Here is a 23,363-nt window from a genome sequence, read left to right as displayed (position 1 = left end):
GACGCGAAACCCGCTTGCCGGGCGGCAAGTAAGGTCACGTAGGATGCTCACTCGTCCTTACCTGCCGACCGGCTAGGGCCCGCTGGGGTCCGCCCGCCGGTCAGAGCCGTTGCCCGGTCCCCGTCCCCCGGCTGCGGTGAATCATGCCCAGGAGGCATTTCGAGCATGTTCCACCGACTTGGACACTTCGTCGTCAAGCGGGCCTGGTGGGTGATCATCGCTTGGGTGGTCGCTTCCTTCGCCCTGGTCTCCTTCGCCCCGAAGCTGAGCGCCACCACTGACGAGGCCGACTTCCTGCCCAAGCACTACGAGTCGATCCGGGCCGCGGCGCTGCAGGAGGAGAAGTTCCCGGCCGAGTTCACCCCGGGCGCGATCCTGCTGTTCGAGCGCACCGACGGCGGCGCGCTGACCGACACCGACAAGGCCGACATGGCCAAGGTCACCCAGGGGCTGACCGACAAGCACGTCAAGCTGGTCGAGCAGATCATCCCGCCGTCGGACAAGAGCACCTCGAAGGACGGGCACTACGCCATGTCGATGGTCTCCATCGACAAGACGAAGATGCAGACCGACGAGTACGGCGAGGCCGCCAAGGGCCTGCGCACCGAGGGCAAGAAGCTCACCGAGGGCACCGCGCTGAAGTTCCAGGTCGGCGGCCAGGCCGCGATGGCCCTGGACCAGAAGGAGTCCTCCAGCGCCACCGACATGATCACCATGCTCGCCACCGTGGTGCTGATCGTGGTCATCGTCGGCGCGATCTTCCGCGGTGTCCTGGTCGGCTGGCTGCCGGTGCTGCTCTCGCTGCTCCCGATGATCGCGGCCAGCGGCCTGATCTCCTTCGTCACCGACATCTTCGACCTGAAGAGCTCGCCGATCGCCTCCGCGATCCAGATCGTGGTCATCCTCGGCGTCGGCACCGACTACTTCCTGTTCCTGATGTTCCGCTACCGCGAGCGGCTGCGGGCCGGTGACGACCGCAAGTCGGCCGTGGCCAACGGCGTCGGCCGGGTCGGCGAGGCGATCGCCTCGGCCGCGGGCGCGGTCACCGTCGCCTTCGCCGTGCTGATCCTGTCGGAACTGGGCATGTTCACCGCGCTCGGCCCGGCGCTGGCCATCTCGGTCATCGTCACCGCGCTGGCCTCGCTCACCCTGACCCCGGCGCTGCTCGCCGTCATCCCGGCCAAGGCGACCTTCTGGCCCGGTCGCAAGTGGATGGAGGAGCCCACGGGCGCCCGCTTCCACAAGCTCGGCCGGACCGTCGGCCGCCGCCCCGGCCTGGTCGCGGTCCTCTCCGGCGGTCTGCTGCTGGTCCTCTCGCTGGCCGGCCTCGGCTACCAGGGCACCTTCGACATGGCGAAGAGCATGATGCCGAAGGACAAGGAGTCCATGGTCGTCATGGACTCGCTCAGCAAGGGCTTCTCGGCCGGCGCCGCCGACCCGACGCACGTCTTCCTGAGCACCGCCGACAAGGGCGGCGCCAAGCTCGACGCCGCCGCGCTGGACGGCTTCGGCGCCAAGCTCGGCCAGGTGTCCGGCGTCGCCACCGTCGCCCCCGACCACAAGGTCAGCGAGGACGGCACCACCGCCGACTTCGTGGTCACCCTCAAGGACGCCGCGGCCAGCAACGAGGCGATCGACTCGGTCACCGAGCTGCGCTCCACCGCCCACGCCGCCGCCCCCGGCGGCAGCGAGGCACTGATCGGCGGCACCTCGTCGATCTACAAGGACATCAACCTGGCGATGACCCACGACTACAAGCTGGTCTTCCCGGTCGCGGGTCTGCTGATCCTGCTGATCCTGGGCCTCCAGCTGCGCAGCGTGGTCGCGCCCTGGTACCTGATGGCCTCGGTCGGCCTCGGCTTCGCGGCGACCCTGGGCGCCACCACGGTGGCCTTCCTCAAGATCGGCTCCGAGCCCGGTCTGATGTTCATGCTGCCGATCTTCATCTACCTGTTCGTGGTGGCGATCGGCACCGACTACAACATCCTGATCATCGCCCGCCTGCGGGAGGAGGCCCGCGAGGGCCGCAGCCCGCGCAAGGCGGCCGAGGAGGCGCTGCGGCACGCCGGTCCGACCGTCGCGGCGGCCGGCTTCATCCTGGCGGCGTCCTTCGCGACCTTCATGCTGGCGGGCAACGTGCTCTTCGCCGAGCTGGGCTTCGCCCTGGCCATCGGCATCGCGCTGGCGGCCTTCGTGATGGCGATGTTCTTCACCCCGTCGATCACCGCCCTGCTCGGCAAGAAGGCGTGGTGGCCCGGTCACGGCGCGATGCCCGACCACGGCCCCGAGTCGATCGGCGAGCGCGAGCCGGAGCCGGCCGGCCGGGTCCGAAGCTGACCTGACCGCCGTCGGGGGGCGCCCGACGGCCCGGCGTACGGGGGCATGCGGTCCGAGAGGACCGCATGCCCCCTCCGCGTGGCGGCGAAACACGGTGTGACCAGCGCAACCATTGCCGCCATTGACGGGGGGCGACGTGCTATTGTCGAAGCAGTTGCAGTATTGGTTCCCATGAACGTGTGTGTGCGCCTGCTGGTTCCAACCGACAGGCGCATTTGTTTTGTCCGGTGTTTAGTCTCCGGATGGGGATCGCGGCTACGTGGGGCGCACGAGGTGTGTGTCCCAATGCCCCAGTGAAAGTGGAGACGGTTATGGCTACCGGCACCGTGAAGTGGTTCAACAGCGAAAAGGGCTACGGCTTCATCGAGCAGGACGGCGGCGGCGCCGACGTCTTCGCTCACTACTCGAACATCCAGTCGACCGGCTTCCGTGAGCTGATCGAGGGCCAGAAGGTCGAGTTCGACGTCACCCAGGGCCAGAAGGGCCCGCAGGCGGAGAACATCCGCCCCATCTGAGTCCCGGCTCACGCCGACTCCTAGATGTTGCAGGCGAGGGCCCGTGCCTCCACAGGGTACGGGCCCTCGTCCATGCCGCCCGACGGCCGGGGCGGCCCCTCCACCCTCTTTCGGCGGCCGATCCATCGCTCAGCCCCACCGCGCCCCCGCGCGCGTCGGCTGACGGCCCCCCAGAGAGTGGAAACACGCATGCCCGAGCAGTCCCGCCCGCGCACCGACCGGACCCGCAGCGGCCAGTCCCGCGCAGAGCAGCCCCGTACCGAGCAGTCCCGCGGTGAGCAGTCCCGCGGGGACAAGCCGCGCACCCGCGGCGGGAAGCCGCGCACCGGCGGGGGCGCCGCGCCGCGCGGCGAGCAGTCGCGCCGTCCGCGCCGGGCCGCCGCGCCCGCGGTCGCCGAGGACTTCACGCCCGTGCAGGGCACCCCGTCGCGTCCGCCCGCGGCGAGCTTCGCCGAGCTGGAGCTGTCTGCCGGGCTGCTGAAGGAACTCGGCGCGCAGGGCGTCACCGAGCCGTTCCCGATCCAGGCGGCGACGCTGCCGGACGCGCTGGCCGGGCGCGACGTGCTCGGCCGCGGCCGCACCGGCTCCGGCAAGACCCTCGCCTTCGGCCTGCCGCTGCTGGTGCGCACCGCGGGCAAGCGGGCCACCGCCCGGCGGCCGCTGGGCCTGGTGCTGGTGCCGACCCGCGAGCTGGCCCAGCAGGTCACCGAGGCGCTCGCCCCGTACGCCGGGGTGCTGAACCTGCGGATCACCACCGTGGTCGGCGGCATGTCGATCACCCGGCAGTCCAACCAGGTGCGGCGCGGCACCGAGGTGCTGGTCGCCACCCCCGGCCGGCTGGACGACCTGATCCAGCGCGGCGACGTGTTCCTGGAGGACGTGGCGATCACCGTCCTCGACGAGGCCGACCAGATGGCCGACATGGGCTTCCTGCCGCAGGTCGTCAAGCTGCTGGAGCAGGTCGCCGAGGGCGGGCAGCGGATGCTGTTCTCCGCGACCCTGGACCGCAACGTGGACCGGCTGGTCAACCGTTTCCTCACCGACCCGGTCACCCACTCCGTCGACCCGTCGGCCGGGGCGGTCACCACCATGGACCACCACCTGCTGCAGCTCGAGCCCGCCGACAAGGCCGAGACCACCGCCCGGATCGCCTCCCGCAACGGCCGGGTGATCATGTTCGTGCACACCAAGCACGGTGCGGACCGCCTCGCCAAGCAGCTGCGCGCCAACGGCGTGGTCGCCGCCGCGCTGCACGGCGGCAAGTCGCAGCCGCAGCGCAACCGCGTCCTCGACCAGTTCCGCGAGGGCGAGGTCACCGCGCTGATCGCCACCAACGTGGCCGCCCGCGGCATCCACATCGACGGCCTCGACCTGGTCGTCAACGTCGACCCGCCGATCGACCACAAGGACTACCTGCACCGCGGCGGACGCACCGCCCGGGCCGGCGAGTCCGGCACCGTCGTGACCCTGGTGCTGCCCGAGCAGCGCCGCGAGGTCAACCGGCTGATGAGCATCGCCGGGATCCGCCCGACCGTCACCAAGGTCCGCCCCGAGGACGGCGAGCTGGGGCGCATCACCGGCGCCCGCACCCCGTCCGGCGTGGCCGTCACCCTGCCCGTCCCGGCCGCCGCCGCGGCAGCCGCCCCCGCCCTCGAGCAGCCCGCGGGCGGCGAGGGCACCGGACGCGGCCGCGGACGCGGGCGCGGCGGGGCGAAGCCCGCGGACGGCGAGGCGCGCCGCCGCCCGGCGAAGCGGGCCGACAGCGGCCTGCCCAAGGACGTCGACATGAGCGGCAACCCGCGCCGCCCCCGCCCCAAGCAGCGCCCCGGCAGCGGGAGTTCGCAGATGGCGGCGGGCTTCATCGGCAAGGCCTCCGGCCGGGCGAAGCCGGGCTCCGGCTCGAAGACCGGCGGCAACTACGGGACGGGTCGCCAGCGTCGCAAGGCCGACTAACCGGGTGGCCGCCAGAGCCTGGGACGGGCCCGGAGACCGCGATGGCGGTTTCCGGGCCCGTCGGCGTCGGAGCTCTGCGGGACCACGGCGCGGCGGCCGTCCGGGCGGGTGGGGCCGGGCGCGGCGGTGCGGGTTCGGCGGGCGAGGGGGACGGCGAGCAGCAGCCGGGCCTAGCAGGCATCGGGGCGTGCGGCGCGGTCGCCCGCCAGTCGTACGGTTCCGTCCGGGGCGGTGCCCGCGGTGGAGGAACGGTGCTCAGCCCGCGGGCGCGTCGGCGGGCGCGGGTGCGGAGAGGGCGCGGACGGCGGTCACCAGCGGGGCGAGCTCGGGGCGCCGCTCGGCGCTGTCGAGGGCCTCGGCGAGGGCGCGGTCGTTGGTGGGGCGGGCCTCGGCGAGCAGGGCGAGGCCGTCCGCGGTGACGTTGGTGTAGATGCCGCGGCGGTCGGTGGGGCAGAGGTAGCGGGCCAGCAGGCCGCGGTCCTCCAGCCGGGTGACCAGGCGGGTGGTGGCGCTCTGGCTGAGCACGACCGCGTCGGCGAGCTGGTTCATCCGGAAGTGGCCGCCGTCGCCGTCGTGCTGGTCGGAGAGCACGTCCAGCACGGAGAACTCGCGGACGCTCAGCTCGTGCCCGGCCTGGAGGGCCCGTTCGACGTGGGCCTCGATCCGGCCGTGCAGGGCGGTGAGGGCGCACCAGCCGTGCGCCAGGCCGGGGTCCGGTCGGGTCATGGCCCGTGCTCCCTCCGTCGGTGGGGTCCTACCGGTGACAAGCTTATTCGAGGTACGCAAATTCCCGCGCCTGCAAGTACCGGCGGGGAGGAGAGGCGGTCGGAGTGGAGCGGGGAGCGCGGCTGGACGCGCAGGAGGCGGCGCTGGACGCGCTGCTCGCGGTGCTCGGCGTCGAGGTCCGGACCGAACCGGACGAGCGGGTCGCCGCACTGGACGCGCGGGCCCCCGGGTACGCGCAGTACCACCGGATCGGGCACAAGCGGCAGGCCGCCTACCGGCACCTGGCCGAGGACCGGGCCGCGGCCCGCACCCACTACGGGCCGGTGCTGGACGCGCTGCTGGCCGACGACGACCCCTCCTCGCCGTGCTGGCTGGCGCAGGTGCTGGTGCTCGCGGGCGGGCGACGGCGGCTGCAGGAGGAACTGGTCGCCGCGGTCGAGGGCGGCCCCCCGCTGCGGCAGGCGTGCGCGGTCGGCGCCTGGCGGTGGGCGGACGCCCCGTACGGGGACCTCGCGGAACGGTTCCGGGCGGCCCGCCGGGAGGCCGCGCGGCACGCCGCGGACCCGTGGGTGCACGAACGCCTCGCCGATTCCGGGCCGCGGTCGAACGGCTGACGGAGCGTCGGCTCCCCCGGCCGAACGGGAGAGGAGGCCGACCGCCGGGCGGCGGCGTCAGGCGGAGTGCGCGGCCGGGGCGCCGACGGTGCGGGCGGCCTCGGTGTGGCGGGCCAGGACCAGGCGGGCCAGCTCGGGGGCGGCGCCCAGGACCGGGGCGAGGTGGTCGGCGGTGTGGGTCGTCGCGGCGGTGGCGATCCGGTCCGGGAGGAGGCCGGGGGCCAGCAGGTACGGGGCGACGGCGGTGGTGCGGACGGCCGGGGCCGCGCGCAGGGCGGCGAGGGCGTCGGGGACGGTCGGCCCGGCCCCGGAGGCGTGCGCGGTGGTCACGGCGGCCCAGCCGCGGGTGCGGCGCCACTCGGCGGCCACGGCCCGGGTGGTGGCGTTGGCGGCCGGGTCGGAGGAGCCCGCGGCGGCCAGCACGACGCCGGTGCGGGCCCGGACGGCCGGATCGGCGACGTCCAGGCCGCTCTCGGCGAGGCGGCGGTCGAGGGCGTCCAGCAGCAGCGGGGAGGGGCCGAGGACGTCCGCGACCGGGATCGCGGACCCGGCGGCGCGCAGGGCGGCCGGGATGTCGTGCTTGGCGTGGAAGGCGCGGTTCAGCAGGAGCGGCACGGCGATCGCGTCGGTCAGCCGCGGGGCGACCTGGGCGATGCGGGGGGCGCAGTGGTCCAGGTACGCGGTGGTGACCGGCAGTTCGGGGCGCAGGACGCGGACGGCGGCGGCGAGGGCCTCGACGGTCGCGGCGTGGCGCGGGTCGCGGGAGCCGTGCGCGAGCAGCAGCAGCGGCGGCGTACCCGCCGGGGCGGGCGCACGGCGCGCGGGGGCGGCGGTGCCCGGCTGCGGGAGGTGCCCTGCCGCGGCGCGCAGTTCCCCGCGCCCCTGACGGGGCTCGGAGGTGGCGGGGGAGTCCTGGCGGTCGGGTCGGGCCCCGCGCCTTGGTGGGGGCGCGGGGGCGGTGCGTGCGGTGCGCGTGGTACGGGGGGTCATGGGGTTCAGCGGGAGTGGACGAGGAGGCCGCGGCTGCGCAGGACGCGGCGCTCCAGCGGGGAGAAGACGAGCAGGTCGATGGCGACGCCGACGAACAGGATCAGCAGGATGCCGAGCAGCACGCCGGACATGTTGGAGAACTCGCGCTGGTTCTCCAGGTAGCGGCCCAGGCCCAGGCCCAGGTCGGGGGAGGCGGCGATCAGCTCGGCGGCCATCAGGGAGCGCCAGGAGAACGCCCAGCCCTGCTTGAGGCCGGCCAGGTAGCCGGGCAGGGCGGCGGGCAGCAGGATGTGCCGGGCGCCGCGCAGGCCGGTCGCGCCGAGGGTCTGGCCGGCCCGCAGGTAGATCGGCGGGACCTGGTCGATGCCGCTGATCAGGCCGTTGGCGATGGACGGGACGGCGCCGAGCAGGATGACCGCGTACATGGCGGAGTTGGTGATGCCGAGCCAGATGATCGCGGCGGGCACCCAGGCCACCGAGGGCAGCGACTGCAGGCCGGACAGGACCGGGCCGAGCGCGGCCCGCACCGGCTTGATCCGGGCGACGACCAGGCCGATCGGGGTGCCGATGACGACGGACAGCGCGAAGCCGGACAGGCCGCGCCAGACGCTGGTCCAGATGATCGAGAACAGCGTGCCCTCGTACCAGAGCTCGGTGAGCGAGTGCCAGACGTCGGCGGGGCTGGGGAGCTTGTCGGGGGTGGTGAGGTCCAGGCTGTAGGCGATCTGCCAGACGGCCAGCACCAGCACCACGCCGAGGACCGGCGGCAGGACCTTCTGGCGCAGCACCGCGGAGACCGGGGTGCGCTGCGCCTGGACGGTCTCCAGGGCGTCGAGGCCGGCCTCGACGCTCGCGGAGTCGGCGGACCCGTCCTTGGTGAGGGGGGCGGCGGTGTCAGTGCTGGACATGGCGGCGGATCTCCCCACGCAGTTCTTCGGTGATCTCGATGGACAGATCCGCGACCCCGGCGGACTCGATGCGGCGCGGCTGCGGCAGGTCGATGCGCCACTCCTTGGCGACCCGGCCGGGGCGGGAGGAGAGCAGCACGACGCGCTGGGCGAGGCGGACGGCCTCGCGGACGTTGTGGGTGACGAACAGGACGGCGAGCTGCTTCTCCGCCCAGATCCGGGTGATCTCGTCGTGCAGGACGTCGCGGGTGATGGCGTCGAGCGCGGCGAACGGCTCGTCCATCAGCAGCACCTGGGAGCCCTGGGCGAGCGAGCGGGCCAGCGCGACGCGCTGGCGCATGCCGCCGGACAGCTCGTGGACGCGCTTCTTGTACGAGCCGCCGAGGCGGACGAGTTCGAGCAGCCGCTCGGCCTCGGGGCGGCGCTCCTCCTTGGGGACGCCGGCCAGGCGCAGCGCGAGTTCGATGTTCCGGCCCGCGGTGAGCCAGGGGAACAGCGCGTGGTCCTGGAACATCAGGGCGGGGCGGCCGCCGGGCACCTCGATGGTGCCGGAGGTCGGCCTGTCCAGGCCGGCCACCAGGTTGAGCAGGGTGGACTTGCCGCAGCCGGAGGCGCCGAGCAGGGTGACGAACTCGCCGGGTGCGACGGTGAGGTTGATGTCCTCCAGCACCGGTGCGGCGGTGCCGGGGCGGCCGAAGGTCTTGTGCACGTGCGAGATCCGGACGGCGGTGTCGCCGTCCGGGCGGCCCGCGCCGGCGGCGGCGGGCGAGGTGGTCAGTGCCGTGGTCACGGGCACCTCCTGCGGGTGTGGTTCCGGGCAGGGAAGGGATCGGTGTCCGGGGTCCGGCCCCGCGGCCCGCCCGGTGAGTGGGCATCGGTTGGGCGGGCGCGGGGCGCGGACCTCGGGGCCTGGAGACTTACTTGGTGCCGAGTCCGGCGTCGGCGACGGCGGGCTGGTTGTTCTCCTTCAGCACCTTGTTGAGCAGGGTCAGGTCGTAGATCCCGGCCAGGTTGGGCTTCTTCAGCAGTCCGGCGGTGACGGCGTGGTCGGCCTCGGCCTGCAGGGTGCCCGCCAGCGGGTCGTCGATGAAGTCGATGTCCTGCCAGGCCGGGTCGAGGATCGCGGCGTCCAGGGAGTTGCCCGCGTCGGCCTTGATCTGGGCGTTGGCGACGTCCTTGGCCTGGGCCGGGTTGGCCTTGATCCAGGCGTTGGTCTTCACCGAGCCGCGCAGCACGGCCTCCACGACGTCCGGGTGCTCCTTGAGGAACTTCTGCGAGACGATCAGGTTGGTGATGACGAACTTCTTGTCCGGCCAGACGTCCTTCTCGTTGAGCAGGACCTTCGCGCCGAGGCTGACCAGCTTGGAGGCGGTCGGCTCGGGCACCCACGCGCCGTCGATGGAGCCGGACTTGTACGCGTCGGGGGTGACCTTGTTGTCGGTGCGCAGCACCTTCACGTCGCCGTCGCCGGTCTGGGCGTCGACGTGGTACCCCTTCTCCGCGAGGTAGTTGAGCAGGGCGACGTCCTGGGTGTTGCCGAGCTGCGGGGTGGCGATCTTCTTGCCCTTGAGGTCGTCCAGGGACTTGATCCTGTCCGGGTTGGCGACCAGCTTGACGCCGCCGGAGGCCGAACCGCTGATGATCCTCAGCGACTTGCCCTCGGACTTGGTGTAGCCGTTGATCGACGGGGAGGGGCCGATCCAGCCGATGTCGATCGAGCCGGCGTTCAGCGCCTCGATCTCGGCCGGGCCCGCGTTGAAGACCTGGGCCTTGATCCGGGTGCCGCCCAGCTCCTGCTGGATGATGCCCTGCTTGAGGCCGACCAGCGCGGTGCCGTGGGTGAGGTTGGCGAAGTAGCCGATCTTCACGGTGTCCACGGAGAGCTTCGCGCCGCTCGCGGCGGGCTCGGCGGAGGCCTTGTCGTCGCTCTTGGAGCCGTACGAGCAGGCCGACAGCAGGCCCGCGGTGGTCAGTACGGCGACGGCCGCCACGGCGGCGCGTCTGATCCGGCCGGCGCGGGGGCGTGCGGAGGTATGGGTGAGCTCGGTGCTCGGTGCCATGAGAGGTGTCCCGTTCGAGAGGAGGAAGGTCGCGCACTGGGTGTGCCTGACGTCGTGCTGCCGGGGCCGGGCCGCCTCCGCCGTTCCTGCTGTGGGAAGGAACAGCGGCGTGCGGGCCCGGTGACAGGGGCTCAGCGCCCCTGTCCGCCCCCACATCGCGTCAGGCCGCCCTGGCCGCTGCCGAGGACGCCGCTGCCGATGCGGCCGCCTTCCTTGTCCATGCCCGAGAACGCCTCGCTGGGCATCAGACCCAGTCCTCCTCTTGGGAAGCGTCGGTGGTGCTGACGGTGTCGAACGCCTCGCCCGCCATGCCGGCGGTGAGCGTGGTGCCGTCGGACGGGTCGATCAGGACGAACGAGCCCGTGCGGCGGTTGTCGGTGTAGTCGTCGAGGGCCAGCGGCTCGGCGGTGCGCAGCACCACGTGGCCGATGTCGTTGACGTTCAACCCCTCGGCGCCGGAGCGCTGTTCGAGCGAGTCGATGTCGATGCGGTAGCTGATCTCCTTGACGAGGGCGCGCACGGTGCGGGTGGTGTGCTTGAGCAGCACCTTCGCGCCGACGTGCAGCGGACGCTCGTTCAGGTGGCAGACCGTGGCCTGCACGTCCTTGGTGGGGACGGGCAGCGGGCCGGCCGCGATCAGGTCGCCGCGGGAGATGTCGATGTCGTCGGCGAGGCGGACCGTCACCGACTGCGGGGCCCAGGCGATCTCGGTGGCGACGCCGAGCGCGTCGATCGCCGCGACGGTGCTGGTGTGGCCCGAGGGCAGCACCGTCACCGCGTCGCCGACCCGCAGCACGCCGGAGGCCAGCTGGCCCGCGTAGCCGCGGTAGTCGTGGAACTCCTCGCTCTGCGGCCGGATCACGTACTGGACCGGGAAGCGGGCCGGCTCGGCGCTCGGGTCGGTGCCGACCGGCACGGTCTCCAGGTGCTCCAGCAGGGTCGGGCCGCCATACCAGTCCATGTGCGCGGAGGGCTCGACCACGTTGTCGCCGGCCAGCGCCGAGATCGGCACCGCCACGACGTCCTTGACCCCGAGCGAGGCCGCGTACGCGGTGAACTCCTCGGCGATGGCGGCGAACACCGGCTCCGCGTACTCGACCAGGTCCATCTTGTTGACCGCGAGCACCACGTGCGGGACGCGCAGCAGGGCGGCGACCGCGGCGTGCCGGCGGGTCTGCTCGACCACGCCGTTGCGGGCGTCGACCAGCACCACGGCCAGCTCGGCGGTGGACGCGCCGGTGACCATGTTGCGGGTGTACTGCACGTGCCCCGGGGTGTCGGCGAGGATGAACCGGCGCCGGGCGGTGGCGAAGTAGCGGTACGCCACGTCGATGGTGATGCCCTGCTCGCGCTCGGCGCGCAGGCCGTCGGTCAGCAGCGCCAGGTCGGGGGCCTCCTGGCCGCGGCGGCGGGAGGCGTGCTCGACGGCCTCCAGCTGGTCGGCCAGCACCGACTTGGAGTCGTGCAGCAGCCGGCCCACCAGGGTGGACTTGCCGTCGTCGACGCTGCCGGCGGTGGCGAAGCGCAGCAGCGAGGTGGCGGTGCCAGTCTGGGTCGTGCCGGCCTGGGTGGTGCTCATGTTTAGAAGTACCCCTCGCGCTTGCGGTCTTCCATGGCGGCCTCGGACATCTTGTCGTCGGCGCGCGTCGCCCCTCGTTCGGTGAGGCGGGAGGCGGCGATCTCGGTGATCACGGCCTCGATGGTGTCGGCGTCGGAGTCGACCGCGCCGGTGCAGGACATGTCGCCGACGGTGCGGTAGCGCACCAGGCGGGTCTCGACCGGCTCGTTCTCCTTCGGGCCGCCCCACTCGCCGGCGGTCAGCCACATGCCGTCGCGCTTGAACACCTCGCGGTGGTGCGCGTAGTAGATCTCCGGGAGCTCGATGCCCTCGCGCTCGATGTACTGCCACACGTCGAGCTCGGTCCAGTTGGACAGCGGGAAGACCCGGACGTGCTCGCCGACCGCGTGCCGGCCGTTGTACAGCGACCACAGCTCGGGGCGCTGGCGGCGCGGGTCCCAGGCGCCGAACTCGTCGCGCAGCGAGAAGACGCGCTCCTTGGCGCGGGCCTTCTCCTCGTCGCGGCGGCCGCCGCCGAACACGGCGTCGAACTTGTTGGACTCGATGCCGTCCAGCAGCGGGACGGTCTGCAGCGGGTTGCGCAGCCCGTCGGCGCGCTCGCGCAGCACGCCGCGGTCGATGTAGTCCTGCACCGCGGCGACGTGCAGCCGCAGGTTGTGCTTCGCGACCGCGCGGTCCCGGTAGGCCAGCACCTCGGGGAAGTTGTGCCCGGTGTCGACGTGCAGCAGGGCGAACGGCACCGGCGCGGGCGCGAACGCCTTCAGCGCCAGGTGCAGCATCACGATGGAGTCCTTGCCGCCGGAGAACAGGATCACCGGCCGCTCGAACTCGCCCGCGACCTCGCGGAAGATGTGCACCGACTCCGCTTCGAGGGCGTCCAGGTGGGACAGCGCGAAGGGCGTGTCCTCGGCCCGGAACAGGCGCTGCGTGGTGACGGTCATGCCAAGCCCCTCTCGGTCAGGAAGGCGTGCAGTTCTCCGGCGGACTCGGCCACCGACCGGCCCTGCGTCTGCAGGCGCAACTCCGGCTTCTCGGGGGCCTCGTACGGGTCGTCGACCCCGGTCAGCCCGGAGATCTCACCGGCCGCCTGCTTGGCGTACAGGCCCTTGACGTCCCGCTCGGAGCAGAGCTCGACCGGGGTGGCGACGTGGATCTCCAGGAACTCGGTGCCGCGGGCGGCGTGCCGCTCGCGCACCGCGGCGCGGGAGTCGGCGAACGGGGCGATCACCGGGGCGAGCACCTTGACGCCGTTGGCGGCCAGCTTCTCGGCGACGAAGCCGATCCGGGTGACGTTGGTGTGCCGGTCCTCGCGGGAGAAGCCCAGGCCCTTGGAGAGGAACTCGCGGATCTCGTCACCGTCCAGCACCTCGACCCGGTGGCCCTCGGCGCGCAGCCGCTCGGCCAGCGCGAACGCGAGGGTGGTCTTGCCCGCACTGGGCAGGCCGGTCAGCCACACGGTGGCGCCGCGCTCGCGGCCGGCGGCCTCGGTCTCGGCGGTGGTCACGGTGGTCTCTCCTGACGGTCGGTGACGGTGGTTCGGTGGTGGCGGGTTCAGTGGCGGCGGCGGGTTCAGAGGTGGATGCCGCACTCGGTCTTGCCGGAGCCCGCCCAGCGGCCGGCCCGGCCCTCCTCGCCCTCGCCGGGCTTGGCGGTGCAGGACAGCGGCGAGCAGCCGATCGAGGTGTAGCCCTCCCACAGCAGCGGGTTCAGCAGCACCCCGTTGGCCTGGACGTACGCGTCCACGTCGTCCTGCGTCCAGCGGGCGATCGGGGCGACCTTCACCTTGCGGCGCTTCGGGTCCCAGGCCACCACGGGGGTGTTGGCGCGGGACGGCGACTCGTCGCGGCGCAGGCCCGTCGCCCAGGCGTCGTACGCGCCCAGGCCGCGGTTCAGCGGTTCGACCTTGCGCAGCGAGCAGCACAGGTCCGGGTCGCGGTCGTGCAGGTTCGGCCCGTACTGGGCGTCCTGCTCGGCCACGGTGAGCTTCGGGGTCAGCGTGATCACGTTGACCGGCATGGTCGCGGCGACCGCGTCCCGGGTGCCGATGGTCTCCGGGAAGTGGTAGCCGGTGTCCAGGAAGACCACGTCCACGCCGGGCAGGGCGGTGGAGGCCAGGTGGGCGACCACCGCGTCCTCCATCGAGGAGGTCACGCAGAACCGCTTGCCGAAGGTGTCGGCGGCCCAGCGCAGCACTTCCTGCGCGGTGGCCTCCTCCAGCTCGCGGCCCGCTGCGACGGCTATCGCCTCGTAGTCAGTCGCGGTCGTCATGTCCGTTACCCCCGTGGTTCGTTGACAGCAGTCCGAGGAACTTCAACTGGAAGCCCCGGCGGCACGCCCGGCATTCCCACGCGCCGTGGCCGCTCTCGGACGGGCGCAGGTCCTCGTCCCCGCAGTACGGGCAGTAGAAGGGGGCGGCCCGTTCGGTCACGACAGCTGCTCCTCGCTGGCCCGGACGGTCCACTGGGCGAACCGCTCGCCGTCCTGCCGGTCCGCCTGGTAGCGGGTCAGCACGCGCTCGACGTAGTCGGGCAGTTCGGCGCTGGTGACCTTCAGGCCGCGGACCTTGCGGCCGAAGCCGGCGTCCAGGCCCAGGGCGCCGCCCAGGTGCACCTGGAAGCCCTCGACCTGCTCGCCGTCCGCGTCGACGACGAGCTGGCCCTTGAGGCCGATGTCGGCGGTCTGGATCCGGGCGCAGGCGTTCGGGCAGCCGTTGATGTTGATGCTCAGCGGCTCGTCGAACTCCGGCAGGCGGCGCTCCAGTTCGTCGATCAGGGTGCGGCCGCGCTCCTTGGTGTCGACGATCGCCAGCTTGCAGTACTCGATGCCGGTGCAGGCCATCGTGCCGCGGCGGAACGGGGTGGGGTTCACCCGCAGGTCCAGCGCCTCCAGGCCGGCCACCAGGGACTCGACCCTGTCCTCGGCGACGTCGAGCACGATCATCTTCTGCTCGACGGTGGTGGCGAGGCGGTCCGAGCCGTGCTCGGCGGCCAGGTCGGCGATCTGCGAGAGCAGCTTGCCGTTGGCGCGGCCGACCCGCGGCGCGAAGCCGACGTAGAACCTGCCGTCGTTCTGCCGGTGCACGCCGACGTGGTCGCGCCAGCGGTTGCTGGGCTCCTGCGGGCCGGGGCCGTCGGCGAGTTCGCGCTTCAGGTACTCGTCCTGCAGGACCCGGCGGAACTTCTCCGGGCCCCAGTCGGCGACCAGGAACTTCAAGCGGGCCCGGTTGCGCAGGCGGCGGTAGCCGTAGTCGCGGAAGATGCCGACCACGCCCGCCCAGACGTCCGGGACGTCCTCCAGCGGGACCCAGGCGCCCAGCCGCACGCCCAGCTTCGGGTTGGTGGACAGGCCGCCGCCGACCCACAGGTCGAAGCCCGGGCCGTGCTCGGGGTGGACCACGCCGACGAAGGCGATGTCGTTGATCTCGTGCACCACGTCGAGCAGCGGCGAGCCGGAGATCGCGGTCTTGAACTTGCGCGGCAGGTTGGAGAACTCCTTGTTGCCGATGTAGCGGCGGTGGATCTCGTCGATCGCCCAGGAGCCGTCGATGATCTCGTCCTCGGCGATGCCCGCGACCGGGGAGCCGATCACCACGCGCGGGCAGTCGCCGCACGCCTCGGTGGTGGACAGGCCGACGGCCTCCAGCTTCTGCCAGATCGCCGGGACGTCCTCGATCCGCACCCAGTGGTACTGGACGTTCTGCCGGTCCGTCAGGTCGGCGGTGCCGCGGGCGTACTGCTCGGAGACCTCGCCGATCGCCTTGAGCTGGGCCACCGTCAGCTGGCCGCCGTCGATGCGCACCCGCATCATGAAGAACTCGTCCTCGAGCTCGTGCGGCTCCAGGACGGCGGTCTTGCCGCCCTCGATGCCCTGCTTGCGCTGGGTGTACAGGCCCCACCAGCGCATCCGGCCGCGCAGGTCGTTGGGGTCGATCCCGGCGAAGCCGGTGTGGGCGTAGATCGTCTCGATCCGCGTCCGCACGTTGAGACCGTCGTCGTCCTTCTTGAACTGCTCGTTGCCGTTGAGCGGGGTGAAGTGCCCCATGCCCCACTGGCCCTCGCCGCGGTGGCGGGTCACCTTGCGGGCGGCGGGGCGGGCCGCGGGGGCGGCGCCGGCCTGAGGCTCGACCGTTTCGGGAGTGCGGGCCATGGTGTCAGTCCTTTGAGCGGCTTGGCGGGTGCGAGGTGCTGGCGGCCCCGGACGCGCTCCGCTCCCACCTGCGGCGTTCCACGCAGGCGGTGGGAGGGGGTGACGCTGGCCGGGCAGGGTCTTGCGCACATCCGCGACGGCGAGGATGGCGCCGGTGCGGTGCGGCGTACGGAGGGCTCAGGTCACCGGACAGATGGCGCTGGACACGCGAAGGAGGTCGACGTGGAGTCGGCCAACTAGGGTGGTTCCGGCGCTAGACATGGCAAGAGATTCGCACGGCGAGCGACTCGCGGTCCACTAACGTCCGAATCCTGGACCACAATGTTCCGAATGCTGGGACAACATCCGGGTCGGGGCTGCTCCGGGCCCCACCGCCCGCCGGATCCGGACGGCGGCGCACCGCTCGCGCGGCCCGGGCCGATACCGTAGGGGCGTGCAAGCAGCAGGCAGTACCCCCCACCCCGCCGGAGCACCGGGACCGGCCGGGGAACGCCCCTCCCGCCGCCGCGGCGGACGGCGCCGCGCCGCCAAGCGAACCACCTGGTACGGCACCGTGTGGGCGCTGGTGAAGGACACCACCAACACCTGCGTCGAGTACCGGGTCACCGGGCTCGCCGCCGAGGCCGCCTTCTTCACCCTGCTGTCCATCCCGCCGCTGCTGCTCTGCCTGGCCGGCACCCTCGGCTACCTCGACGACATCCTCGGGGCCGGCACCATCGACAAGCTCAAGCACGACATCGTCTCAGCAGCTGGGACGGTGCTCTCACCGAGCTCCATCGACCAGATCGTCCAGCCCCTGCTGAACGACGTCTTCGACAGCGCCCGGCCCGACCTGATCTCGATCGGCTTCCTGCTCTCGCTCTGGTCCGGCTCCCGGGCGCTGTACATCTTCATCGACACCATCACCGTCATGTACGGCCTCGACGGCAAGCGCGGCCTGGTCAAGACCCGGCTGATGTCGCTCGGCCTCTACCTCGGAGCCCTGGTCATCGGCTCCCTGGTGCTGCCGCTGCTGGTCGCCGGGCCCGGACTGCTGATCAACACCTTCGAGAGCTGGGCCGGGGTGATCACCGGCTTCTACTGGCCCGCCGCGATCGTCCTGCTCGTCGTCTTCCTCACCACCCTCTACCACGTCGCCGTCCCGGTCTCCACGCCCTGGCGCGAGGACATCCCCGGCGCGCTGGTCGCCCTGCTGGTCCTGGTGGTGTGCAGCCTCGCCCTGCGGCTCTACCTGGTCAGCTCGGTCGAGGGCCACTCCGTCTACGGCTCGCTCGCCGCACCCGTCGCCGTGCTGCTGTGGATCTTCGTGGTGGCGCTGGCCGTGCTCATCGGCGCCGCCATGAACGCCGCGGTGGACCGCCGCTGGCCCACCGTCGAGACCGCCGACGCCCGCGCCGAGAACGAGCGCCTCGCCGAGGACGCCGCCGTCGAGCGCGGCCGCGAGGCCGCCGCCCGCCGCGCCGTCGAACGCGCCGAACGCGCCCGCCAGTTCGGCCTTGCCGAGGGCCACGACGAGGACCTCTTCGACGAGGACGACGACTTCCCCGTCCCCAGCGAGTACCCCGAGCGCTGGGCCGGCTTCCTGCCCCCGCGCGACGTCCGCCGCCGGATCAGCGGCCGGGCTGGCACCGAACGCCGGCGCCGTTCCGGCCGCTGATCCGGCGGTTGGTGGCCGCTGGTGGCCGACGCCGCTACCCGCCGCGGCGGGGGACGGGCGCCGACAGCAGGGCGTGCACCAGCGAACCGACCAGCGCGGCCGGGGCGGCGGCGAGCGCCCCGACCGGGCGGAGCGTGAGCGCGCCGCCGCGGAAGCGGACCCGCAGCAGGCCGTCCGGGCCGCGCACCGCCAGCACCGCGCAGCCCGGGTGCCGCCGCCACACCTCCTCCAGCGGGCCGTCCGGACCCCCGTCCTCCGGACCCCCGTCCTCCGGACCCCCGTCCTCCGGGCACTCGCCGTGCAGCACGTCCGCCAGCCGCCGCACCCGCTCCGGCTCGTCCGTCCGGACCGCCAGGTGCCGGTCGCACCAGGCCGGGGCGTCCGGGCCGAGCGCACCGGCCGGCAGCCGGACGGTCACCGTCACCGCCACCGCCCGCCTCCCAACAGCGGGGCGGGCAGCGCCAGCGGCGGCTCCGCGGCCGGACGGGCCGGCTCGCCCAGTTCCAGCACCCGGTACAGCAGCCGCCGGATCCGCGGCAGGAACGCGCCCGGCTCGGAGGAGATCCGGGCCCCGATCTCCGCGTACGCCTCCGGCCGGTACACCCCGTCCGCGTACGCCAGCTGCTCGGCCAGCGGGTGCGCCGGGTCCAGCGCCGGTGCGGTGCGCGCCAGTTGGACGCCCGGCGAGAGCGGGTTCACGTTCCGGTGCGGGAACCGGGCCAGCAGGATCCGCGCCCCGGTCAGCGCGGCGTACAGCGTCACCGAGCCGTGGTCGCCGATCACGTAGTCCGCGGCCACCAGCAGCGGACGCCAGTCGCCCTGCGGGGTGACCAGCGACACCGCGCCGCCCGACACCCCCTCCACCCAGCGGCGCACCTGCCAGCCGCCGTGCCCCGCCGTGACGTTCGGGTGCACCACCAGCGCCGTTCGGAACCGGCCGGCCGGCAGCTCCCGCACCAGCCGGGGCAGCAAGGCGTCCAGGCCGCCGAACACCGAGTCCGGCCCCCAGGTCGAGCAGAGCAGCACCAGCCGCTCCCGCTCCTCCAGGCCCAGCGCCGCCCGGTACTCGGCCCGCCGCGGCAGCGCCGCCACGATCCGGTCGTGGTCGCCGTCGCCGACCACCTCCGCCACCGGCAGCACCTCCGGGCAGGTCCGCTCCAGCACCGCGAGGTCGTCCCGGTGCGCCAGTGCGTACGCCGCCGCGTTCGGGCGGCCCTCCCACAGCAGGTAGTCCCGGCCCAGGCCGGAGACCTCCCGGGCGCCGCCGCCGTTGCTGCCGTTGTTGCTGCCGCCGCCGCTGCCGCTGCCCGGCCCGTCCCGGCGGCCCGTCACCGAGCCCGCCGGGGGCAGCGCCCGGGCCAGCTTCAGGTGCCCGGCCCCGTGCGGCAGCCGCACCAGCGGGCCGCGCACCCGCTCGATCCCCCGCGAACCGGCGGCCAGCACCAGGTCGAACTCGGTCTCCACCGCCTGCTCCCACGGCACCACCGTGCCGCCCAGGCCCATCAGGAACGCCGCCACCCCCTCGTTGAACGCGTGCGGAGCGACGGTGAACACCACCTGCACCCGCAGGTCCGCCGCCAGCAGCTCGCACACCTCGCGCAGCCGCTGCCCGTACACCACCGTGTGCACGACCGCCAGCACCCGCTTGCGGTCGAGCAGAGTCGCCCAGGACACGGGCTTCCCCCTTCTCTTCCCTCGTTCTCCCCTCCGTCCGGCCGTGGGCCGGAACGGCGGACCCCCTGCGCCGCCGTCGGAGGAGGGATGTCCGGGCGCGGTGGCAGGGCGGCTGGAGAACCCTTGCGCGGCTTGCGGAACCCTTGCGTCCGGCCGGTCGGACAGCCGGTTGGCCGGTCGGCCGGTTGGGCGCGCGGGTGCGGTCCGCTGGCGGTCCGCGGGCGGTGGAAATTCGGTGGCGCGGGTGGCGGGCGGGCACTAGCGTGGCGTCCGCCGATCGAGGGCACCCCGTGGCGGGGTGCGCGAGGCGCGTCCGGAGAGGAAGGAGGTGAGGACCGTGAGGCCCGTTCCCGCAGGTGTTTCCCCCTGTGTTCAGCCGTCCACCGAGTCCACCACCCCCTGGCACCCGGTCCGCCGTCCTGCGGCGTCGCGCCCGCGCTGACGCCCTCCGGCCGGGGCCGCCCGTTCCCGCGAAGGGTCCCCCTTGATCACCGTGCACGACCCCACCACCACGTCCACCCCCGCTCCCGCCCACCCGCTCGCCGCGCTCGGCTGGACGGACGACCGGGCCGCCGCGTTCGCCCCGCTCGCCGAGGCCGGCCTGCTGCCCGGACGGATCGTCCGGATGGACCGCGGCAGCTGCGAGGTGCTGCTCGTCGACCCGGAGGACGGCGAGCCCGTCACGCGGCGCGCCGCCACCCGTCCGGTGACGACGGCCGACACCGCGCACAACCCCTGCACCGGCGACTGGGTCGCCTACGACCCCGCCGCCCGGCCCGCCCCCGCCCTCGCCGCGGTGCTGCCCCGCACCACCGCGATCGTCCGCAAGGGCGCCCACAAGCGCTCCGAGGGCCAGGTGCTGGCCGCCAACGTCGACACCGTACTGATCGCCGTCTCGCTCGCCGCGGAACCCGATCCCGGCCGGATCGAGCGCCTGCTCGCCCTCGCCTGGGAGTCCGGGGCCGAACCGCTGATCGTCCTGACCAAGCTCGACCTGGTCCACGACGGCGACTTCGTCCGGGCGGACGTGGAGGCGATCGCCCCCGGTGTCACCGTCCTGACGGTCAGCGCCGAGACCGGCGAGGGGATGGCTGCGCTGCGCGCCCGCGCCACCGGCTCCTGCGCCCTGATCGGCCAGTCCGGCGCGGGCAAGTCCACCCTCACCAACGCCCTCACCGGGACGGCCGCGATGACGGTCCAGCAGGTCCGCTCCGCCGACGAGAAGGGCCGCCACACCACCACCGCCCGCGAACTCGTCCCGCTCCCCGGCGGCGGCGCCGTCATCGACACCCCCGGCCTGCGCGGCGTCGGCCTCTTCGGCGGCGAGGGCATCGACCAGGCCTTCGCCGACATCACCGCCGTCGCCGCCGACTGCCACTACGCCGACTGCTCCCACCGCACCGAACCCCGCTGCGCCGTCCGCGCCGCCCTCGCCGACGGCACCCTCCCCGAGCGCCGCTGGGAGAGCTACCTCAAGCTCCAGCGCGAGAACGACCACATCGCCGCCCGCACCGACGCCCGCCTGCGCGCCGAACGCGCCCGCCACCGCAAGCACCTCACCAAGGCCGCCCGCTCCCGCCCCAAGCCCTGACGGTCGCGGTGCGGCCGTCGGAGCCTCCGGCGGACGCCCGCAACAGCGGTTGATTCCTGCTGTTGTCGGCCACCGACGCGGATGTTGAGCGGACTGCCGTCGAGACGCTGGAGGAGAAGCCGGAGAGCGCCGCCGAGTGATCGGCCAGGACGACGGCTTCGGCCGTCGGCAAGTCCCAGTCAGTGATCCCGAGGAACCGGCACGTGTTCACCAGTGCTCCGCAGCCTGCCGAAACCCTCGATGAACTCGGCTGCCCACGGGCGGGTGTGGACCGGCCGGCAACGGTGTGGCCCTGCTCGCATCGTCTGGTACACCTGTGGGCGGCACGGGTCCTGTGCGGAGCACTGCCAACCGGTGGGGGTCACGCTCAGCTAAGGTGAGTGACCCGAGCGGCGTGACGCTGGAGGGGCGGGCCCGTGGGGAGACGCTGGGCGTTCTACAAGTCCGAGATGGGCGCCGATGTCGTCCGCAAAGAGATCGAGAAGTGCAAGCTCAAGCAGTTCGAGAATGTTCGGCTTGTGGCGATCATGGAGCGTGCAGCTGAGGACAACCTGCTGCCGAAGGATGCGAAGAGCCTCGGAGACGGCCTCAAGGAGCTCCGCATCGAGGGCGACAATCGGATCTTCCGCCTCTTCTACGCCGACGCCGACGACGACGGGCCGGTGCTCCTCGCGTTGAAGTTCATCAACAAGAAGTCGAGTCAGGGGATCGCCACGTCACCTCGTGACGTCGAGACCGCACGCAAGCGTCATGCCGAGTGGCGCAACCGTGTGATGCGTGACCAATCTGAGAAGTAACCGTTGATGAGCTATCGGGTCTGGGCGATACTCTGGGGCACACGGAGGGGAGAACATCATGGACGAGCACCTGGCATCACTGCTTGGCATCGATGTAACCGATCCGGAGGTCGCTCGCGCAAGCGAAGACGCCGAGATCCTCATGAACCTCATCCAGTCCCTGGTGATCCATCGCAAGCGCTGCAGTCTCACCCAGAAGGACGTGGCGAAAGCCATGGAGACGACCCAGTCGGCGGTGTCGGAGTTCGAACGCCTCGCCGGTGATCCCAAACTGTCCACGATCATGCGCTACGCGCGAGCCGTCGGCATGAAGATTCACGTCGCTCCTCATACTGATACGCCTGTTTCGGAGCCCGCCCGTGGGTGGACCGAGGTGGCCGAGTCGGAGGAGCGAGTCCCACGTACGGGTCAGACCCGGAAAGCAGCGTGAAGACGGTCGTGCCTCGCTCTGTCGACTCGGTCGAAGACCTGCTGGCGTTGGCTCACCTCGACCTCATCCAGTACTACGAAGTGGGTGGACGCCGCTTCGACGGGTTCAGGGACGCACCTGCCGAGATCGTCGAGACCAAGGATGACGACCTCGCCCAGGTTCGCTTGATGCACCGATTGGACGGGGCAACTCTCGCAGTCCGCCTTCGAGCGGAAGTGCTCACCCCAGAGGGCCAGATCGTTGCTGACGTAGCTGCGTTCTTCAAGGCTGACGAGGTGCTGTCCGTCTCGTCCGAAGCCGCTGTGGCCTTCGCCAAGCGAGTTGCTTCGCCGATCATCAGACCGTACCTGCGAGAAGCCATCCAGAACACGGCCGTGCGGCTCGGAATGGCGGCTCCTCTCCTGGCACCGTTGGACCAAGATGGCAACGAGGTGGCTTCCGCGCGGGCCAGTTGAGGGGCCACGAAGCGGTCGCACCAGGGGCATCAGGCCCAGCGGCTGTGGTGACACCCGGGTGCGGCTTCGATGACGACCTGGTGGTTCGTGGAGTACCCGTAGTTCTTGGACCGCCCGGCGATGTCGTGGTCGCGAGCGGGGACCGGTGTGTCGTCGACGACGGAGACGGTGTCGACGCGGAGACGCTGCCACTGCTCCAGCGCGAGCAGTGGCCCGATGCGATCGGTAGTTCGGGCGGCCGCCGACTTGGAGGCGCCGAACAGCGGGGCGAGCTGGTGCGGTGTCAAGTTGGTTCACCAGTAAGCGGTGGCCAGGAGTGCCCGGTCTTCCAGCGGCAGTGGTCGGGGGCGCTCCCGGCGAGTCCGTTCGGCCCTTCCCCGTTGAAGCGTCGTGATCGGCTTGTGGAAACCGCGGGGTCGCACCCCGGTGAGCAGGGCTGTCCATGACGTGATCACTGCAGTCCTTGAGAGATCTTCTCAGGGCGGGCCAGGTCCCGTCTGCATGCCGGACCGGCACGTCATTGCCCTTCGCTCGTGGCCGTGGTGAGCGGTTCGGTGACCCGTGCTCCCAAACGGTCGTGCAACTCCGTGGCCGAGCGGCCGGTGACTTCCGGGGGTCCGACTGCGTCGCCGAAGGCCGACAGCGGGAGCACCAGGCAGGTCTGGGCAGCGGCGAGGGGCTGCCGACGGACGCACCGTTGCCCGCGGCGGCGACCAGGTCCGGCCGAGGCTCATGAAGTGCTCGTCGATGTGGGCGATCAGCTCGGTCCGTCCCCAGCGGGGACGGTTGAGCAGGTAGTCGACTTCTGCGTCGCGGGGAAGGGGCAGGCACAGCCCTGTTCGAACTTTTGGCGGGCAGGTGTGCCGGTCGGGCAGAAGGGCTTCGGTGCGGGCGGCGGTCCAGTCGTTCTCGCGCTGGAGTTCGGGCCAGC

22 protein-coding genes and 1 pseudogene are annotated in these 23,363 nt (G+C 72.5%); 9 read left to right on the top strand and 14 right to left on the bottom strand.

The window, feature by feature from the left end; genetic code table 11:
• Positions 1-165: 165 nt before the first annotated feature.
• The 3 genes from OO57_RS03690 to OO57_RS03680 all read left to right on the top strand — a co-directional run bounded on the left by OO57_RS03690 (position 166) and on the right by OO57_RS03680 (position 4,805).
• A complete protein-coding gene (locus tag OO57_RS03690; protein ID WP_033250789.1) occupies positions 166-2,337 on the top strand; it encodes an MMPL family transporter in 2,172 nt (723 codons plus the stop codon).
• A gap of 311 nt (positions 2,338-2,648) precedes the next feature.
• A complete protein-coding gene (locus OO57_RS03685) occupies positions 2,649-2,852 on the top strand; it encodes a cold-shock protein (protein ID WP_014135140.1) in 204 nt (67 codons plus the stop codon).
• A gap of 189 nt (positions 2,853-3,041) precedes the next feature.
• Positions 3,042-4,805, top strand: a complete 1,764-nt coding sequence (locus tag OO57_RS03680; protein ID WP_033250788.1) for a DEAD/DEAH box helicase — start codon at positions 3,042-3,044, stop codon at positions 4,803-4,805.
• 255 nt (positions 4,806-5,060) lie between these two features.
• On the opposite strand, the gene OO57_RS03675 is transcribed toward OO57_RS03680, so the two are convergent.
• Positions 5,061-5,531: a MarR family winged helix-turn-helix transcriptional regulator gene (locus OO57_RS03675; RefSeq protein ID WP_033250787.1), complete on the bottom strand. Its 471-nt coding sequence runs from the start codon at positions 5,529-5,531 to the stop codon at positions 5,061-5,063.
• Positions 5,532-5,635: 104 nt separating this feature from the next.
• On the opposite strand from OO57_RS03675, the gene OO57_RS03670 reads away from it, so the two are divergent.
• Positions 5,636-6,145 (top strand): hypothetical protein, encoded by a 510-nt coding sequence (locus OO57_RS03670; protein WP_033250786.1) that lies wholly within the window; start codon positions 5,636-5,638, stop codon positions 6,143-6,145.
• 57 nt (positions 6,146-6,202) lie between these two features.
• Here the strand turns inward: OO57_RS03670 and OO57_RS03665 are convergent, their stop codons facing one another.
• From OO57_RS03665 to OO57_RS47155, 10 genes are all read right to left on the bottom strand, one after another.
• Positions 6,203-6,931 carry a sirohydrochlorin chelatase gene (locus tag OO57_RS03665; protein ID WP_033250832.1) on the bottom strand — a complete coding sequence of 243 codons (729 nt, stop codon included), beginning with the start codon at positions 6,929-6,931 and terminating at the stop codon, positions 6,203-6,205.
• Between the two features lie 209 nt (positions 6,932-7,140).
• Positions 7,141-8,043 (bottom strand): ABC transporter permease, encoded by a 903-nt coding sequence (locus tag OO57_RS03660; RefSeq protein WP_033250785.1) that lies wholly within the window; start codon positions 8,041-8,043, stop codon positions 7,141-7,143.
• Complete coding sequence (locus OO57_RS03655) at positions 8,030-8,833, bottom strand: ABC transporter ATP-binding protein (protein WP_033250784.1); 804 nt, start codon at positions 8,831-8,833, stop codon at positions 8,030-8,032. The genes OO57_RS03660 and OO57_RS03655 overlap by 14 nt, the downstream gene beginning before the upstream one ends.
• Before the next feature lie 127 nt (positions 8,834-8,960).
• A complete protein-coding gene (locus OO57_RS03650; protein WP_051776492.1) occupies positions 8,961-10,103 on the bottom strand; it encodes an aliphatic sulfonate ABC transporter substrate-binding protein in 1,143 nt (380 codons plus the stop codon).
• Between the two features lie 244 nt (positions 10,104-10,347).
• Positions 10,348-11,682 (bottom strand): sulfate adenylyltransferase subunit 1, encoded by a 1,335-nt coding sequence (locus OO57_RS03640; protein WP_033250783.1) that lies wholly within the window; start codon positions 11,680-11,682, stop codon positions 10,348-10,350.
• A 2-nt stretch (positions 11,683-11,684) separates the two neighbouring features.
• On the bottom strand, positions 11,685-12,623 hold the full coding sequence (gene cysD, locus OO57_RS03635; RefSeq protein ID WP_033250782.1) for a sulfate adenylyltransferase subunit CysD: 939 nt from the start codon (positions 12,621-12,623) through the stop codon (positions 11,685-11,687).
• Positions 12,620-13,186 (bottom strand): adenylyl-sulfate kinase, encoded by a 567-nt coding sequence (gene cysC, locus OO57_RS03630; protein WP_033250781.1) that lies wholly within the window; start codon positions 13,184-13,186, stop codon positions 12,620-12,622. The genes cysD and cysC overlap by 4 nt, the downstream gene beginning before the upstream one ends.
• Before the next feature lie 65 nt (positions 13,187-13,251).
• Complete coding sequence (locus tag OO57_RS03625; protein ID WP_033250780.1) at positions 13,252-13,950, bottom strand: phosphoadenylyl-sulfate reductase; 699 nt, start codon at positions 13,948-13,950, stop codon at positions 13,252-13,254.
• A 156-nt stretch (positions 13,951-14,106) separates the two neighbouring features.
• Positions 14,107-15,828: a nitrite/sulfite reductase gene (locus tag OO57_RS03620; RefSeq protein ID WP_033250779.1), complete on the bottom strand. Its 1,722-nt coding sequence runs from the start codon at positions 15,826-15,828 to the stop codon at positions 14,107-14,109.
• A gap of 177 nt (positions 15,829-16,005) precedes the next feature.
• Positions 16,006-16,089, bottom strand: coding sequence for a putative leader peptide (locus OO57_RS47155; RefSeq protein WP_318264789.1), 84 nt, complete (start codon positions 16,087-16,089; stop codon positions 16,006-16,008).
• 172 nt (positions 16,090-16,261) lie between these two features.
• On the opposite strand from OO57_RS47155, the gene OO57_RS03615 reads away from it, so the two are divergent.
• Positions 16,262-17,485 (top strand): YihY/virulence factor BrkB family protein, encoded by a 1,224-nt coding sequence (locus OO57_RS03615; protein WP_063737484.1) that lies wholly within the window; start codon positions 16,262-16,264, stop codon positions 17,483-17,485.
• 34 nt (positions 17,486-17,519) lie between these two features.
• On the opposite strand, the gene OO57_RS03610 is transcribed toward OO57_RS03615, so the two are convergent.
• Together OO57_RS03610 and OO57_RS03605 are read right to left on the bottom strand one after the other, a co-directional pair.
• The gene (locus tag OO57_RS03610; RefSeq protein ID WP_033250777.1) at positions 17,520-17,915 is read right to left on the bottom strand and encodes a hypothetical protein; all 396 of its coding nucleotides are present in this window, start codon (positions 17,913-17,915) and stop codon (positions 17,520-17,522) included.
• Positions 17,906-19,159, bottom strand: a complete 1,254-nt coding sequence (locus OO57_RS03605) for a hypothetical protein (protein WP_033250776.1) — start codon at positions 19,157-19,159, stop codon at positions 17,906-17,908. The genes OO57_RS03610 and OO57_RS03605 overlap by 10 nt, the downstream gene beginning before the upstream one ends.
• Positions 19,160-19,643: 484 nt before the next feature.
• On the opposite strand from OO57_RS03605, the gene rsgA reads away from it, so the two are divergent.
• From rsgA to OO57_RS03580, 4 genes are all read left to right on the top strand, one after another.
• Positions 19,644-20,750: a ribosome small subunit-dependent GTPase A gene (gene rsgA / locus OO57_RS03600; protein WP_051776491.1), complete on the top strand. Its 1,107-nt coding sequence runs from the start codon at positions 19,644-19,646 to the stop codon at positions 20,748-20,750.
• A gap of 449 nt (positions 20,751-21,199) precedes the next feature.
• On the top strand, positions 21,200-21,547 hold the full coding sequence (locus tag OO57_RS03590) for a type II toxin-antitoxin system RelE/ParE family toxin (protein ID WP_033250829.1): 348 nt from the start codon (positions 21,200-21,202) through the stop codon (positions 21,545-21,547).
• Between the two features lie 58 nt (positions 21,548-21,605).
• Entirely contained in the window at positions 21,606-21,977 is a 372-nt protein-coding gene (locus OO57_RS03585) for a helix-turn-helix domain-containing protein (protein WP_033250774.1), read from the top strand.
• Positions 21,974-22,432 carry a hypothetical protein gene (locus OO57_RS03580; RefSeq protein ID WP_033250773.1) on the top strand — a complete coding sequence of 153 codons (459 nt, stop codon included), beginning with the start codon at positions 21,974-21,976 and terminating at the stop codon, positions 22,430-22,432. The genes OO57_RS03585 and OO57_RS03580 overlap by 4 nt, the downstream gene beginning before the upstream one ends.
• A 62-nt stretch (positions 22,433-22,494) precedes the next feature.
• Here the strand turns inward: OO57_RS03580 and OO57_RS45115 are convergent.
• A pseudogene (locus tag OO57_RS45115) lies at positions 22,495-22,887 on the bottom strand (transposase family protein); the annotation flags it as partial.
• Between the last annotated feature and the right edge of the window lie 476 nt (positions 22,888-23,363).

Source organism: Kitasatospora phosalacinea (assembly GCF_000717185.1).
Lineage (GTDB): Bacteria > Actinomycetota > Actinomycetes > Streptomycetales > Streptomycetaceae > Kitasatospora > Kitasatospora phosalacinea_A.
Note: the sequence above shows the minus strand (reverse complement) of the source record. Positions and strands in the feature narration are given on the sequence as shown.